Source organism: Pseudomonas cannabina (assembly GCF_900100365.1).
GTDB classification, from domain to species: Bacteria; Pseudomonadota; Gammaproteobacteria; order Pseudomonadales; family Pseudomonadaceae; genus Aquipseudomonas; species Aquipseudomonas cannabina.
In genome coordinates, this window is record NZ_FNKU01000003.1 from 96,712 (window position 1) to 112,089 (window position 15,378).

The following is a 15,378-nucleotide window of genomic DNA, read 5'->3' on the forward strand; positions in this document are numbered from 1 at the left end:
CCCAAATACTCAAAGCTTGAGCGATACGACGGGCTTTCGGGAAATGTCCCGGATCCAGTTATCGCTCAGATGGCTGGAACCACTACTGAAGCTGTCCGTGCTCGAAGAATCAAGCTCGGCAAACCTGCGTACTCCCCTCCCCCTCCTCACCAGGATGCCCTAGCGCTCCTTGTACCTTTTCTTGGCGTCTACCCCGCCACAATGCTCGCACGTGCGGCCAATGTTCCTCTTCAGCAAGTCTCAAAACTCATCCAGTCTTTAGGAATAACTCCGTACCAACAACCTCGACCCGATATTGCGGCTTACGATCATATGCAGGGTCAGCAACCGGACCAGGAGCTTGCAAACATCATTGGGTGTTCAAAAGAGGCTGTCAGGCAAAGGCGTGTCGATCTGGAAATTGAGTCTTACCGAGACATGATTAGACGAACAACCAGAGCAGCAAAATAGCTTGAAATCTCATGCAGTGTTGCTACTAGCAACAAACGCCATTATACGTACGTACGTACGTATGTATATGCGTACGCACATGGGTTAGAATTCTCTCTACGAATTGGTGACAGTGGCGGCTACCGCTGTGCTGCTTTGAAAAAGGTCTAGGAGCGAATTGCATGGGTTCTGTGTACGACTTGGATTCAATGGTTTTGGCATTTCAAGAATCTCAAGCTTTTGAAAATTCGAATGGGATTCACCATCTTTTCGATCATCCATTGAAGGCAGATGTAGTCCGCTTGGCTGATAAAGTTCAGGGGTTTATGAAGCCCGCGCATGCCCGTGACCGTATAGAGGGATGGATTGATCATGCTAGAAGCCAAGCTGCTGGCAGGCAAAACAGTGACAAAGTGGTGCTCTCGCTTTTCGATACCTCAGGTGAATGGTCTCGGCCATGGGAAGAGGCCGGTTACCAGGTCTATCGCTTCGACATTCAGGACGATCCTGAGCTCGGTGACGTGAACAACTTCAATGTCGAGTTCTTCATAGAGTGGTTCGGCGACTTCTACGGTCTTGAGGTATTCGCGATTCTTGCCGCTTGTCCTTGCACAGACTTCGCTCGATGTATAGGAATTTCAATAATTCCTATACAAGGTAATCCGCCGAAAAAGGTCCCCTCGGCGTGATGCCAACGTGGCGTCGATGTCGGCAAAAAGCTTTTTTAACCCATCACCCACGCCGAAAAATGGATTGAAAGCGACTTTTCTGTACCTTTTCCAGATTTTGGACGCACCTCTCCCGTATCAGGCCGGCACGTACCTCAATTGCGCGATGCTTTGAGCGTTGTTGATCAAGCCCTGCACGGTCAGGCCGGCGATGGCTGCGGTATAAACCATCCGTGCTCCGCACAGCACGCAGCTGAACGGATCCCGCTGCAAGAACGCTTTGCTCATCTGCGCAAAATACAGTTTTGGCGCTTTGCCACGCCTTTCCATGCGTAGCGCCTCATACACCCGGGGTAGCTGTCGGCCACAGACGCGGTTGGCCAGAAATCCAAAATACCGGATCATCCGAAAGTGCTTTTCGGGGATGTGCTGCACCACCCGGCGCAGCATGTCGGTCTGGCTCAGCGTTTCCTGCTGATAGGTCTTGGTGCGGTGATCCAGGTAGGTGAAGCTCAACGTGGCACCGGAGGTGTAGTGCGCCAGACGACTGCCCGAGATGGGCGGTTTTTTCAGGTAGCGGCCCAGGTAATTGACGGTCTTTCGGCCGTTTTTCGTCTTCTTCGACAAGTGGATGTGCCAGTGCTGACCACCGGCGTTGAGCACAAGGTGACGCCAGTCATTTTCGCTCTGCAGATGAGCGTTTTCAGGTGGGACGGTGGTGTGCTCCCACTGACTGAGCAGGTACTGGCGTACATTCCACATCCAGCGCCGACGCAAGGCTGATGGATGAAACGACAGATCTTTCCAGACACCTGCGTCATCGATCCCACCCAAGGTGACCGAGACATGGATGTGGGGGTGCCAGTTAAGTCGCCGGCCGTAGGTGTGGATGGCGCAGAAAACACCCACCTCCACGCCCCGGCGTCGGCCCGCATAGAGCAGGTTGTCGACGGCCAGGCGACACAAGGCATCGAGCCAGTGACGGTTATGAAAGAACAGCGGCCACAGGGTGTCAGGCAATGTGAACACCAGGTGTTGCCAGGTACACTCGGGTAAGCGGTGCTGTTGATTGGCGATCCACTGATCGGTAGCTTTTTTGCCGCAGGATGGACAGGCGCGGCAGCTGCAGGTGTTGCACAGGTATTTGGCGTGCGGGCAGCTGTCGTTGCCGCAGGTGTAGTGTTTGACGCCCAAAATCGAGGTGCCGCAGGCCAGCATTTTGGTGACGGACTCGACTTCAATGTCGCGCAAGCCGCCCTCCTCGAGGAGGTGTGCCCAGCATTGATTGGCGGTGAAGAGGTTTTTGAGTGGTCGAGGTGTGTAGGCTGGACTCATCTGAAGCAGCAACGGTGGGTAAGCAGGCTTCATGATGATCAATAATGGGCCTCATGACAAAGCTCAAATCCATGTTTCTGCTGCTACGCGATCGCAAGAATGGGCGATTTGCAGCCGCAGGCTGCCCTGTTCCAAGCTTTTCCCACAGGTGTTGCTACCTTGAACGTTTCAAGACTCATCCTGATTCCTGCGCTGCTATTACCCTCATAGTCGCACGCCACAAATGCATTACCTGTGATCGCGCTTCGGTTACGTATATTTGCAGTTTTGAAAGCAATACTATTTATGTCCTTTGCATCGCCTCGCGGGTTTTCGCCTCTCCATTGTTGTTTGTTTGGGGCTGGTGCCGTATATACAAAAAAGGGTGTTATCTGGCGTCGGAGGCCACGTTTTATCGCGTCCTGCGGGCCGCAGGTCAACAACAGCATCGAGGGCGTAGTCAGCGCCCCAGGCGATATGCAGCACCGACGACACATGCAGCCAAAGCGCCGAATCAGGTGTGGTCGTGGGACATCACATACCTGCCGTCACCCATAAGGGGCAAGTATTATTACCTCTATCTGATCGAGGATATTTACAGCCGCAAGGCCGTTGGCTGGGAAGTTTACGAGATGGAAAGCGGCGAGAAAGCGGCCGCCCTGCTGCAACGCAGTGTGATAGGCGAGCAGTGTTTGCACGAGCCGCTGGTGCTGCACTCAGACAACGGCGCGCCAATGAAATCGGTGACGCTGTTAAGCAAGATGTATGAACTGGGCATCACCCCGTCACGTGGGCGACCGCGTGTCAGCAACCACAATCCTTACTCGGAGTCGCTGTTCAGGACACTGAAGTACTGCCCGCAATGGCCGCAGGATGGGTTTGCCAGTCTTGACGCGGCACGCCTCTGGGTGAGGGATTTCATGCGTTGGTACAACAATGATCACCGGCACAGCCGAATCCGCTTCGTGACACCGGCTGAGCGGCATCGAGGGCTGGATCATCAGATCCTGGCCAAGCGACATGAGCTGTACGAGCTAGCCAGAGAGAAAAGGCCGGAGCGGTGGTCGAGGGAGACACGCAACTGGGAACCGATCGGCACCGTGCTGTTAAACCCGGATCGAGAGCAAGACGTTGAGAAAAAAGCAGCATAGTTAGACGGTTGACGCGACAACTACCTTGAAAAACGCCGCAGGGACGCTCATGATTCATGCACCAAGCAGGTGGGGTGTTTTTCCGTCGCTTGGACTTTGTTCTCCCGACGTCGTTTGGAATGAGCATCCGTCCCTTTATATGGATAAAGAAGAGACTAGCATGACCAACCTACAGACTTTCGAGTTACCTACCGAGGTAACCGGCTGCGCCGCCGATATCTCATTGGGAAGGGCGCTGATCCAAGCCTGGCAAAAAGATGGCATTTTTCAGATCAAGACCGATAGTGAGCAGGATCGCAAAACGCAGGAAGCAATGGCTGCTAGCAAGCAGTTTTGCAAGGAACCGCTGACTTTTAAGAGTAGCTGCGTTAGCGATCTGACCTACAGCGGCTATGTTGCGTCAGGCGAGGAAGTCACAGCTGGTAAACCTGATTTCCCTGAAATCTTCACTGTCTGCAAGGACTTGTCGGTAGGCGATCAGCGTGTAAAAGCCGGCTGGCCTTGCCATGGTCCGGTGCCATGGCCAAATAACACCTATCAGAAAAGCATGAAGACCTTCATGGAAGAGCTGGGTTTAGCGGGCGAACGGTTGCTCAAACTGACAGCGCTCGGCTTTGAACTACCCATCAACACGTTCACCGACTTAACTCGCGATGGTTGGCACCACATGCGTGTATTACGCTTCCCGCCCCAAACATCCACGCTGTCCCGTGGAATTGGTGCGCACACTGACTATGGGTTGTTGGTAATTGCCGCTCAGGACGATGTTGGTGGCTTATATATTCGCCCTCCAGTCGAGGGAGAGAAGCGTAATCGTAACTGGTTGCCTGGTGAGAGCTCAGCAGGCATGTTTGAGCACGATGAACCTTGGACCTTCGTGACGCCCACCCCAGGCGTGTGGACAGTTTTCCCAGGTGATATCTTGCAGTTCATGACCGGCGGCCAGCTGCTTTCCACTCCGCACAAGGTTAAGCTCAATACCCGCGAACGTTTCGCCTGCGCTTATTTTCATGAGCCTAATTTTGAAGCATCCGCCTATCCGTTGTTCGAGCCCAGCGCCAATGAGCGTATTCATTATGGTGAGCACTTTACCAACATGTTTATGCGTTGCTATCCAGATCGGATCACCACCCAGAGCATCAACAAGGAGAATCGCCTGGCGCACTTGGAGGACTTGAAGAAGTATTCGGACACCCGCGCGACAGGCTCATGAGTCGACACCCTGCCCGGTGCTGCCGGACAGGGGCCTTATCGTTACTGGTGACTAATAATTGGCATATCAATGTCCACTCAGCACCCAGATCTTATGATCTGGGTGCTGAGTGGAGCAATGTAACCATTATGCTGAGCGTTCCATCATGGTTTTGTTGCCCACGGGTAAGATTGAACGCACCACATCTATAGGCTCCCAGTTACGCGTCTGACCTGACCAGCGCTATTTTGTACATTTCATTCCGGGGCAGAACACCTAGTGTACCGTCTCAAAATTAACTTCGCTCATGCCTGCGTGGTCGTTGCCGCGCGGGCTCGCTGTATTTTGTTCAAAATATCTTCTCCCTTAGCGTTCCAAACGTAGCGAGTCGGCTGGGCATTTCGCAGTGCCAGAAATGTGGTGATTGAACTTTCCAATTCGCGAATCGAGCTGAAACTACCGTCGCGCAGGTATACCGTGATGTCACGAAAGAAGCGCTCAACCATGTTCATCCACGAACTTGAGGTCGGATATGGAATTTTCGAGCCAGGCCTTCACTTTCGGATGTTTGTGCGTGGCGTAGTTGTCGACGATCAGGTGCAATTGAAGGTGCTTGGGCGTTTCCCGATTGATTTTCTTGAGGAAGTCCAGCCACTCCTGATGCCGGTGTTGGCGCTCGATGCATAGGAATTTCAAAATGCCTATGCATCAAGCTGACGCTTGGAAGGAGGCGTCATGCCTTCATAGCGATGTGTAGGAAGACGCTGATGCGTTACTTATGCAGTGAAAATCCCTATAAATCAGCGTTAATGCAGGTTATTTCACCGCGAAGCCTAGGTGCGGACGCACCTTCCCCCTGTCAGGGCTTCACGTACCTCATCTGCGCGATCGCCTGAGCGTTGAGGACCAGTCCCTGTACCGTCAGCCCGCTGATTGCCGCCGTGTATACCATCCGCGCGCCACACAGCACGCAACGGAACGGATCGACGTTTAGAAAGGCTTTGGCCATCTGCACAAAATACAGCTTCGGTGTCGGTCCTGGCGTCGCCATCTTCAATGCTTCATACACCTTCGGCAGGTATTTCCCACACACCCGATTGGCCAGAAAACCAAAATACCGGATCATCCGGAAATGCTTTTCCGGGATGTGCTGCACCACCCGGCGCAGCATGTCGGCCTGGCTCAGCGTTTCCTGCTGATAGGTCTGTGTGCGGTGATCCAGGTAGGTGAAGCTCAACGTGGCCCCGTTGGTGTAATGCGCCAGACGACTGCCCGAGATCGGCGGTTTTTTCAGGTAGCGGCCCAGGTAATTGACGGTCTTTCGGCCGTTTTCCGTCTTCTTCGACAAGTGGATGTGCCAGTGCTGGCCGCCAGCGGTCAGTATCAGACGGTGCCAGTCGTTTTCACAGTGGATGTGGGCCAGCGGCGGCGGCATCGTCAGTTGCGAAAGCGGCTGTCCCAGCAGGTAATCGCGCACCAGCCACATCCAGCGCCGCCGCAGGGCCTCTTTGTGGAACGACAGATTTTTCCAGACGCCCTGCTCATCCAGGCCGCCCGCGGTCACCGACAGGTGGACGTGGGGATGCCAGTTGAGCCGCCGTCCATAGGTGTGCAGCGCCCCGAAAATCCCGACGCGCAAACCGCGCCGCTTGGCGGTGTAGATCAGGTTATCGGCCGCCAGACGAAACAGCGCATCAAGCAGCCAGCGGTTGTAGAAGAACAGGGACCACAGCGTGTCGGGCAGCGTGAACACCAGATGCTGCCAGGGGCAGTCGGGCAGACGGTTGTTTTGCACGGCGATCCACTGGTCGGTGGCCTTTTTGCCGCAGGAAGGACAGGCCCGGCAATGGCAGGTGTTGCACAGGTATTTGACGTGCGGGCAGCTGTCGTTGCCGCAGGTGTAGTGTTTGACGCCCAGTATCGAGGTGCCGCAGGCGAGCATTTTGCTGATCGACTCCACTTCGATTTGGCGCAGACCGCCGGCCTCCAGCAAATCTGCCCAGCAGCCGTTGGCCGTGAAGAGGTTTTTGAGCGGTCGAGGTTTGTAAGCAGGCGGTGCAGAGGCCACGTCAGCAGGGCGGCTCCTCATCGTGGTGAATGACGGCGGTGATGGCGAATCCGCCTGGCCCTTCTCTCATCGAAACGCTTACGCAAGAAGCGTCGGGAAACATGTCGTTCAGATACGTTGTCTGGCAGCAACTACAAAGATCGACATCACCCAAAGGATCGATATCGAAGAAAAAGTCGGTATCGGGAACGAAGGTGGTATGCCCGGCGCGTTGGAGACGGGTCTGCTTTGCCTTGGCTTTTGCCCGGCTCGCCCGTTTACGTTTTTTGGTCTCTGACGCCATGTGTAAGCCTGTGCTGAGGAGGGATCGACTCGATTTCGGCTATGATAACCGATTTCAAAATCCCACAATTTGCAGCCGCAGGCTGCTCAGTTCATAGAACTGATCAACGTCCCCTCAAGGTAATCGAGCGCAGTGAACAGGGTCACGGTGCCATGGCGAATGTAATCGTGCGATTGCGTGCGGATATGGCCGATGCCCAGAGGCAGTCCCGGCTGGGTACGCTCCAAGGCCTGAACCTGACTTTTTTCATCGCAGCACAGCACCAGTGCCTTGTCTGGCGGGTCCAGATACAATCCGATGACGTCCCAGAATTTCTCTTCGAAGTTGGGATCGTTGGACAGCTTGAACGTACGAGTCAGGTGCGGCTTTATGTCATTGGCAGCCCATATACGCTGGACGCTGGCCGGAGAAATACCCGCGACTTGCGCCATGCTTCGGCAGCTCCAGCGAGGCTGGCCAATACGAGGTTGAACCACTTGCTCAAGCACTCGAGCCATAGCGTCTGGCGGCAAGAATGACTTACGTCCGCGGCCAGGCTTATCGATCAAACCGTCTAGTCCCTGTTCATGTATAGGAATTTCAATAATTCCTATACAGGGTAATCCTCCTAAAAAGGCACCCTCTGCGTGATGCCAACGTGGCGTCGATGTCGGCAAAAAGCTTTTTTCACCCATCACCCACGCCGAAAAATGGATTGAAAGCGACTTTTCTGTACCTTTTCCAGATTTTGGACGCACCTCTCCCGTATCAGGCCGGCACGTACCTCAATTGCGCGATGCTTTGAGCGTTGTTGATCAAGCCCTGCACCGTCAGGCCGGCGATGGCTGCGGTGTACACCATCCGCGCTCCGCACAGCACGCAGCTGAACGGATCCCGCTGCAAGAACGCTTTGCTCATCTGCGCAAAATACAGTTTTGGCGCTTTGCCACGCCTTTCCATGCGTAGCGCCTCATACACCCGGGGTAGCTGTCGGCCACAGACGCGGTTGGCCAGAAATCCAAAATACCGGATCATCCGAAAGTGCTTTTCGGGGATGTGCAGGCTGCAGGCATTTCGTTGGTAAGGATCTGGATGGCCGTACCAAAGCCTCCGTCGAGCTCGTTCACCAAACCCTTAGGTTAATCGAATACTACAAACCAGCATTGTGGGCTGTAGAAAATCCAGTTGGCCGTATCGAAAAATTAGGAGGGCTCCCGGGATGGAGACTTTCATTCGATCCGTGCCACGTTGGAGATCCCTATACGAAGAAGACCTTAATCTGGGGCCGTTTCAACGCAGACCTTCCCGTTGCACCGGTCATGCCTGTTGAGGGTTCCAAAATGCACCTCAAGTACGGAGGCCGGAGCCTCGCGACAAAAAACGCAAGAAGCGTAACCCCCGAGGGATTTTCGTACGCTTTCTTCATGGCAAATAACCAACTTGATAACCCTCAATTTGCCCTACGGGCGAAGTACGACCGTCTTTCGTCGCGACTTTTGGGCCAGGCCATTGACGCGGGTTTGAAACCTCATGAGATCAGCGAGCTCATTGACGATGCATACCTTATGGATCTTGACGACAACAAGGCCCACTTGCTGCTGAGCAAGGCTGTGTCTATGCGCGGCGTTAACCTAGACAGCTTCTTGGATAAAGGCGGGCAGATAGCAATGAGCTTTTAGTGCTGTTTCGTTCTTGCCCGGTTTGTAGCTGGGCAGAGCGGGTTTGTTGCTACTAGCAACAACACGATTCAGCTCAAATGGCTTAAAACGATAATATTCCTGAATTCTCCTGTTTACAAGCTGTGTTCATGAACTATAATCAATTTTCAACCTACAGAAGGGCATTTACATGAACTCAACCGAAGAATCTCAGTTGGAGCTACAGAGTTTTGTCGACTTTGGAGCCTTAACATTTTCTCCACAGTTTGCCGCTGAGTGCTTTGGGCTGACGACCAGGCGACTGAAGGATATTGAAGAGGAGAATGGAGTTGAGATTCGTCGTGTTCCTCGTGGCACCTCTACTGCACGGGTTTATGGACTCGCCGATCTATTCGCTATCGCAGCCCTACGTCGACGCTTGGGACATTCGAAAGGACTTCCGCGCCAAATCGTTGCTTCGACATTTGTACCGAAAGGCGGCACAGCTAAAACAACTACGGCTGTGAACCTAGCTCTGTCTGCTCAGTTCGCAGGCATGAAAACGCTGATCATCGACAACGACCCTCAGGGCGACACATCCAGCATGCTGGGCTACGACCCTGATTTGGGGCCGGAGGACCTGACCGAGATGGGTATTCCTCAGGATCGACTTGTAGACGGCCACCTCGGCAATCTGATCAGTCCTCTGTTGCGGATGCGTGCATTCGATCCGAAAACCCTTGATGAGGTCATCAAGAAGCCATTTGGTGAGGATGGCATTCACCTGATTCCTGCGGATTCCTACATCGAGGATTTGGGCGTTGCCCTGGACGCTTCTAACAACCCCGATATGTGGTATGCCCGTTGGATTGAACAGGCCAAAACCGGCCAAATACCTGGCTGTGATCTTTCGAGCTATGACCTGATCATCTTCGATAACGCCCCTGCCGGTTCCCGACTGACTAAAAATTCAGTTGCAGCTAGCGACTTACTTCTGTGTCCGATTCGAATGGACAAGTTTTCATTCCGCGCCCTTCTTCGGCTGAACGATTGGTGCGCCCGATTTGCACGGGAATACAGCTACGCACCTAAATTGCTCGCGATCCCGACGATGTTTATCCGCAATCGCCCGTCTCTAATCAATAATCTTTTCCGTCTTAATGAGCTTTTTCCTGGCCGGGTAACGGAAGAAAAAATCTATGTCTCTGAGGAGTACGCCAAGTCACTGGATGACGGCATTCCGCTGCTGCTGTGGAAAGGGGCTACCTCAAAAAGTCTTGGTCCAGTCCGAAGCGTACACCGGGAAATTCTCAACAAAATCCGGGAAATTGCTTCGGCCTGAGTTGTTGCTAGTAGCAACAAAAGAGAACCCGTGTTGCTACTAGCAACACTGAATGTTGGAGATGCAGCACATGAAATCAAACGATTACCCTGGAAAACCTAAAACTGGCGTGGTTGGCCTTCGCAGGCCAGCAGAGATTCCAGAAGGAACTCCATCCAGCGCGCAGGGAAGGGCAGCAATGCTCCAAATGCTGGATGAAAAGGCCCAGGAGCCATTGGTTGGAGAGTGGATAGGTAAAGACCAATCCCTAGAGGATATTGACGTCTCAAGCGTCGATGTATCGCCATACCAGCCTCGGATGATCTTTGACAAGGTGGCTATCTCGCTACTCGTGGAGTCAATACGTGAAATTGGACTGGGTAAACCAATTCTTGTAAGACCTCTTCCAAACGGCAGACATGAGCTCGTAGGTGGTGAGAGGCGTTGGAGAGCTGTCACTATCTTGGGATGGGACAGGATACCGGCTGTTGTGAAGCCAATGAGCGACGACATGGCAATGTTGCTCGCACTGGCAGACAACGAGCATGAAGAGTTGACTGACTATGAGCTTGCTCGTAGCTACGACCGCTACCTTCAAAATGGTAATGATAAGAGCCAAAGCGCCATTGCACGTCGCTTGGGGATCAACCGTTCTGTAGTAAGTCGGTGCCTTGACCTTATGAAGCTCCCGACTTCGATACGCCAAGTACTTGATCAGCATCCAGGTCTGATTACTGCCAACTACGCTAAAAAGTTCGTGGATTTAGCGGAGCAGGATGTTCACATCGTCGAGAGACAGGTGCTGAGCATGGTCGAAAAAGGTACTAAGCAGGAACAAGCACTCCGCCAGATTGCCGTGAAAATTGCTGCATGTTCTAATCAAGGTCGACCGGCATTTGTTCCGCGCCCAGTAGCTGGAATTGGAACAATTAAACTTTCCGGTCAAAAGCTAGAATTGAAGTGTGAAAAAGGGATAGATCCAAACTTGCTATTGCAGGAGTTTGAAAACTTTTTAAATAAATTTGATCGAAGCAAACTTGCCGCAAAGGAAGCGGAGTAGGGCATATGACTAAAGGGATGACAAGAATGAAAGCGTTATTGGAACATCTTGCATATATAGCCGCAGGAGGAGCTCTGCTTTTAGGTTTGTTGTTTTACCTGGAGCACCGAAAGGAAGCCAAAGCAGCTGTAGATGATGAGAGGCATGATCGTTGCCTCAAGGAGGCTTTGAATCCTCCTCCTCCATTCAAGCACAGCTTGGATTGCGTAGGATGGCAGCGCATAAGGTCTGATATCCCACTTCCTGCGCAAGGTTGAAATGATAAGGGAACACAGACGCGAATGCTGTTTGGTGACGAAGCTGATGCTCATGCCTATGGGGCAACGCGAGAATGGAAAACGGTCATGAGTGAAGTTTTTGTCAGTACTGTCCACCCGAATCTTGGGCGGCTCTACTGGGCTTACACCCCCGCTGATGTCGGCTACCCCGACCATTGCAGCATTACCGACTGGAGCGAACTGGCGACGAAATTCCCCAAAGGCTGGAGGGATCACGACTACCTGCATTGGCTTCATAAGTCGCATATATACAGGGTCTTCGATCCGGACGACGTCTTTGCTGACTATGCAGTGGAAGATGATGAGGAAAACGAAATCCATGAGCAGCGTCTCTCGGGATTGCTTGCCGGACTACACGCCAAAAGCGGGCAAACTGTCGAAGAATTTCGACTTTGGATGTTCCGTGCGGACTGGGTAGATGTGCCAGCGCTACTGGTCGTCGAGAGTTGAGGGAAAAGTGGAGGTGGCCATGTCTTGGGCAGATGCAGCAGCACCGGTCGTAGCAGAAGTGATTCGCCGTGTGGGCCGGAGCGACATGAAGGCGCTGCGCAAGGCGTTGACTGATGCATACCCATGGGGCGAGCGAGAAAACACGCCGTACAAAGCTTGGCTTGCCGAGATTCGCCGCCAGTTGGGCCACCCGCTGAATGCCCCGAAGGCAGATCCGGCGAACACGCAAACTGACATGTTCAACCAGCGTTACATGTCACCGCCACTGTAAAAATGACCCCCTAACGCCAACCTAGAATTGACCCCCCTGGGTAAAACTGGCGGCTTTGAGCTGCCAATATGTTGACCCAGGAGCAGTCTGTGGAAATTAAAGTGTTGGCCCGTCAGGGCCATGGCATCAAATTCATCGCCCGTGAGCTGGGTATTTCGCGTAACACCGTGCGCAAGTACCTGCGAAAGGCCCGGTCGCTACCCAATGACAAGGTGAGACCCGCACGTCCGTGCAAAATCGACCCCTTCAAGGACTACCTGCACGAGCGTATTGAGGCGGCGCGCCCGCACTGGATTCCGGCGACCGTCCTGCTGCGTGAGATCACGGCATTGGGGTACAGCGGCGGCGTCAGTCGTCTGAAGGCTTATATTCGCCCCTTCAAACGTAAGGCAGAAGAGCCGGTGGTACGTTTCGAGACTCTGCCCGGTAAGCAGATGCAGGTGGACTTCACCACCATTCGACGAGGCCGTCAGCCGCTTAAGGCGTTCGTGGCGACACTTGGTTTTAGTCGAGCAAGCTTTGTCCGTTTCTCCGAGCGAGAGGACAGCGAAGCCTGGCTGACAGGGCTTCGGGAGGCGTTCGCTTACTTTGGCGGCGTGCCCGAGCAGGCATTGTTTGATAACGCCGGAACCATCATCACCGAGCGAGATGCTTTTGGGGAGGGCCAGCATCGTTGGCATCCCCGATTGGCTGCGCTGGCCGATGAGTTTGGTTTTATTCCCAAGGTCTGCCGCCCTTACCGTGCCCAGACCAAGGGTAAGGTTGAGCGCTTCAACGGGTATCTGAAGGGCAGTTTCATTACCCCGTTGGCCGCTACGCTCAAGAGTGCGGGTCTGACGCTGGATGTGGTGACGGCCAACGCACATATCGGCCAATGGCTCGACGAAGTCGCTCATCAGCGGATTCACGGCACGACGGGTGTTCAACCGGCGGTACGTCTGGCCCAAGAGCAGCAGGTACTATTACCACTGCCAACACAGAGCCTGCGCCCACAACCCGCCCCAGGCCTACGCCTGGGGCGGGTCCTGCCGTACGAGAGCTTGCAGCATCCGCTGTCGGTTTATGAGCAACTGCTGGAGGTGAGAGCATGAACCTTCAACATGCTCGCCTGACAGAACTATGCAAGGGGCTAAAGCTTGAGCGCGTCGGGGTGGACTGGCCGCACCTGGCCCAACAAGCAGCAAGCGGCGAAGACAGCTTTGCCGACTTCCTCGAAAAGCTGCTGGTTGCCGAGACCGATGCCCGAAGTGAACGCTCTCGACAGGCCCTGCTGAAAACTGCCGCGCTGCCCGCCGTGAAAACGCTGGAGCAATACGACTTCGCGTTTGCCACCGGCGTCCCTCGGGCACAGCTCCAGGAGCTGGCAGCACTGAGTTTTGTTGGACGTGCCGAGAACATCGTGTTCCTGGGGCCTAGTGGTGTAGGCAAGAGCCACCTGGCCATCGCGCTGGCCTACCGGGCGGTGATGGCCGGTATCAAAACCCGCTTCGTCACTGCGGCTGACTTGATGCTGCAACTGACCGCTGCGCACCGCCAGGAACGGCTCAAGGAATACTTCAGTCGTGTGGTGATGGCCCCCGGGTTGTTGGTCATCGATGAAATCGGTTACCTGCCGTTTGGTCGTGATGAAGCCAACCTGTTCTTCAATGTTGTCGCCAAGCGCTACGAGCAAGGCAGCCTGATCCTCACGAGTAACTTGCCGTTTACCCAGTGGGCCGGAACCTTTGCGGATGATCAAACACTGACAGCGGCCATGCTGGACAGGCTGTTACATCATGCCCATATCGTGCAGATGACAGGTGAAAGCTATCGACTCAAGGACAAGCGCAAAGCAGGAACCAACTCTTCTCGGGCCGAACCGGCTCGAAAATATGAACCCGAGGGTGGTCAAAACTAAGTTGGCGATTTAGCACGGAAGGGGGTCACTTTTTAGTTGGCGTTGACAATAAATCAGCGTCTCCTTAGGTTTGAAACTACCTGGTGGAACCGAAGTTACTCCGGTTGTATTTCTCGTGCTGCTCGCGGGTTTGGATTCGACCTCTGAAGCAGCTTTTTCAGATGCTTTTTTCTTTACCCCACTGCTGGTGGTTACTGATTTCCGGCGAGGTTTACCGGTGGACCGAGAATTCGACTTCCCCGGAGAAACCCTCACCTTCGTGAGATAGCTTTTCAGCGTCGTTGGAGCGATCTCTAATCCGCTCTCCCTGAGGATCTCTGTGATTTTCTCTATGGTGTATCCCCGTGACTGCAAGTCACGGATTGACGTAGCCATCATCCTTATTGCTTCTAGATTTGAAATTTTTCGATCTGGATCTTCTACCTGAGGCATCTCCTCAAGCTTTCCTTTCAGTATCTCAATCTGCGAAACGCTGATCGCCATTCGCCTTTCCCCGAATTGTGCATTTGCCCTGATTGTATGGGCATCTCTTGCGCAGTCAAGGTCCGTACGATAGCCTGCATACGAAATGCGGTTTAGAATTCAGGACAGGGTAGGGTTTGTACTCCCGCCATAAATGGCGTACGTACAACCGGCCTCGCTGCAGTCGTTTCACTCCCTTGCGCGGCCTACCTCCCTGCTCAGGGCTACGCCCCGAGACCCCTTGAACAGCGAAGGACCTATTTATGAGCACGAGTGAACAGCGGCGCCGAACCGGCCGCCTACCACCTATTAGGTGTTTTCAGGATGAGGAAGAAATCGTTAGGCAAAAAGCCCATGACTGCGGCCAGAGTGTGGGGCAGTTCATGCTTGCCACTGCGTTGAACAGGCGCACGCGTAGCAAGGTTGACGGGCATATTCTTAACGAGCTGCGGAGGCTTGGTGGTCTCCAAAAGCACCTGTACAACGAAAGCGGGGGCAGACATTCCAAGGAGCTGGCAGAGATCCTTGTTGAGCTGAAGCAAGCCATCGTAAGGATTGGTTCTTAATGCTTGCAAAAGTCCCACCGCGCAGGGCTGATGGTAAATCCAGCTTTGCGGATTTGGTCCAATATGCGACGCAACGAGACGAAGATAAAAAGGAACTGACTGATGAGCTCGATCCAGGCTACAGCCGAAGAGACAACGCAATTCTTGAGTCTGCTAGAGCGCATCTCGAAAGAGCAGCAGACAATCTGCGAGCGACTGGACGAATTAGCCTTACTGATGCAGATGCCATCAGAGGGCGTCTTGGAAGTGCTCGAAGGGCTCTTGATACCGATGGGCGTAGACATGTCACGTCTCAACACGAAGTTCCAGGAGACGCTGACCGAAGTGGTGACCAACAACTCCAAAAGGTAGA

The 15,378-nt window shown here is 53.7% G+C and carries 15 protein-coding genes and 4 pseudogenes; 12 read left to right on the plus strand and 7 right to left on the minus strand.

The genetic code is table 11. The features are described from left to right. The first annotated feature begins 611 nt into the window (after nucleotides 1-611). Complete coding sequence (locus BLT55_RS28860; protein WP_181133725.1) at nucleotides 612-1,118, plus strand: hypothetical protein; 507 nt, start codon at nucleotides 612-614, stop codon at nucleotides 1,116-1,118. Nucleotides 1,119-1,235: 117 nt separating this feature from the next. Here BLT55_RS28860 and BLT55_RS28865 read toward each other — a convergent pair whose 3' ends face one another. Then, nucleotides 1,236-2,465, minus strand: a complete 1,230-nt coding sequence (locus BLT55_RS28865) for an IS91 family transposase (RefSeq protein ID WP_074801837.1) — start codon at nucleotides 2,463-2,465, stop codon at nucleotides 1,236-1,238. 314 nt (nucleotides 2,466-2,779) lie between these two features. On the opposite strand from BLT55_RS28865, the pseudogene BLT55_RS28875 reads away from it, so the two are divergent. After that, nucleotides 2,780-3,562: pseudogene (locus BLT55_RS28875) on the plus strand (IS3 family transposase); the annotation flags it as partial. 160 nt (nucleotides 3,563-3,722) lie between these two features. Next, nucleotides 3,723-4,775, plus strand: coding sequence for a 2OG-Fe(II) oxygenase family protein (locus BLT55_RS28880; protein WP_004661945.1), 1,053 nt, complete (start codon nucleotides 3,723-3,725; stop codon nucleotides 4,773-4,775). 284 nt (nucleotides 4,776-5,059) lie between these two features. Here the strand turns inward: BLT55_RS28880 and BLT55_RS28885 are convergent. The 5 genes and pseudogenes from BLT55_RS28885 to BLT55_RS33055 all read right to left on the minus strand — a co-directional run. Further along, nucleotides 5,060-5,435, minus strand: a pseudogene (locus tag BLT55_RS28885) (transposase); the annotation flags it as partial. 178 nt (nucleotides 5,436-5,613) lie between these two features. After that, on the minus strand, nucleotides 5,614-6,843 hold the full coding sequence (locus tag BLT55_RS28895; protein ID WP_074801690.1) for an IS91 family transposase: 1,230 nt from the start codon (nucleotides 6,841-6,843) through the stop codon (nucleotides 5,614-5,616). Continuing rightward, nucleotides 6,824-7,105 (minus strand): hypothetical protein, encoded by a 282-nt coding sequence (locus BLT55_RS28900; protein WP_057424767.1) that lies wholly within the window; start codon nucleotides 7,103-7,105, stop codon nucleotides 6,824-6,826. Before BLT55_RS28900 ends, BLT55_RS28895 begins: the two co-directional genes overlap by 20 nt. Before the next feature lie 92 nt (nucleotides 7,106-7,197). Further along, nucleotides 7,198-7,671: pseudogene (locus BLT55_RS28905) on the minus strand (IS630-like element ISPsy32 family transposase); the annotation flags it as partial. A gap of 181 nt (nucleotides 7,672-7,852) precedes the next feature. After that, nucleotides 7,853-8,143: pseudogene (locus tag BLT55_RS33055) on the minus strand (IS91 family transposase); the annotation flags it as partial. Nucleotides 8,144-8,508: 365 nt separating this feature from the next. Here BLT55_RS33055 and BLT55_RS34235 point away from each other — a divergent pair. The 7 genes from BLT55_RS34235 (at nucleotide 8,509) to istB (ending at nucleotide 13,998) form a co-directional block, all read left to right on the plus strand. Continuing rightward, a complete protein-coding gene (locus tag BLT55_RS34235; protein WP_223862851.1) occupies nucleotides 8,509-8,763 on the plus strand; it encodes a hypothetical protein in 255 nt (84 codons plus the stop codon). A gap of 169 nt (nucleotides 8,764-8,932) precedes the next feature. Next, nucleotides 8,933-10,063 (plus strand): ParA family protein, encoded by a 1,131-nt coding sequence (locus BLT55_RS28915; protein ID WP_054998567.1) that lies wholly within the window; start codon nucleotides 8,933-8,935, stop codon nucleotides 10,061-10,063. A gap of 70 nt (nucleotides 10,064-10,133) precedes the next feature. Then, nucleotides 10,134-11,102, plus strand: a complete 969-nt coding sequence (locus tag BLT55_RS28920; RefSeq protein WP_223862852.1) for a ParB/RepB/Spo0J family partition protein — start codon at nucleotides 10,134-10,136, stop codon at nucleotides 11,100-11,102. Between the two features lie 281 nt (nucleotides 11,103-11,383). Further along, nucleotides 11,384-11,830, plus strand: a complete 447-nt coding sequence (locus BLT55_RS28930; protein ID WP_223862853.1) for a hypothetical protein — start codon at nucleotides 11,384-11,386, stop codon at nucleotides 11,828-11,830. A 19-nt stretch (nucleotides 11,831-11,849) separates the two neighbouring features. Next, the gene (locus tag BLT55_RS28935) at nucleotides 11,850-12,101 is read left to right on the plus strand and encodes a hypothetical protein (RefSeq protein WP_054998563.1); all 252 of its coding nucleotides are present in this window, start codon (nucleotides 11,850-11,852) and stop codon (nucleotides 12,099-12,101) included. A gap of 68 nt (nucleotides 12,102-12,169) precedes the next feature. Further along, entirely contained in the window at nucleotides 12,170-13,192 is a 1,023-nt protein-coding gene (gene istA / locus BLT55_RS28940) for an IS21-like element ISPsy4 family transposase (RefSeq protein ID WP_055000988.1), read from the plus strand. Further along, entirely contained in the window at nucleotides 13,189-13,998 is an 810-nt protein-coding gene (istB, locus tag BLT55_RS28945) for an IS21-like element ISPsy4 family helper ATPase IstB (protein ID WP_055000987.1), read from the plus strand. Before istA ends, istB begins: the two co-directional genes overlap by 4 nt. Before the next feature lie 9 nt (nucleotides 13,999-14,007). On the opposite strand, the gene BLT55_RS33060 is transcribed toward istB, so the two are convergent. Next, complete coding sequence (locus tag BLT55_RS33060; RefSeq protein ID WP_139206494.1) at nucleotides 14,008-14,481, minus strand: hypothetical protein; 474 nt, start codon at nucleotides 14,479-14,481, stop codon at nucleotides 14,008-14,010. Between the two features lie 242 nt (nucleotides 14,482-14,723). On the opposite strand from BLT55_RS33060, the gene mobA reads away from it, so the two are divergent. Further along, nucleotides 14,724-15,026, plus strand: coding sequence for a plasmid mobilization protein MobA (mobA, locus tag BLT55_RS34460; RefSeq protein ID WP_055002158.1), 303 nt, complete (start codon nucleotides 14,724-14,726; stop codon nucleotides 15,024-15,026). A gap of 102 nt (nucleotides 15,027-15,128) precedes the next feature. Continuing rightward, nucleotides 15,129-15,377, plus strand: a complete 249-nt coding sequence (locus tag BLT55_RS28955) for a hypothetical protein (RefSeq protein ID WP_055002159.1) — start codon at nucleotides 15,129-15,131, stop codon at nucleotides 15,375-15,377. Nucleotide 15,378: the final 1 nt, after the last annotated feature.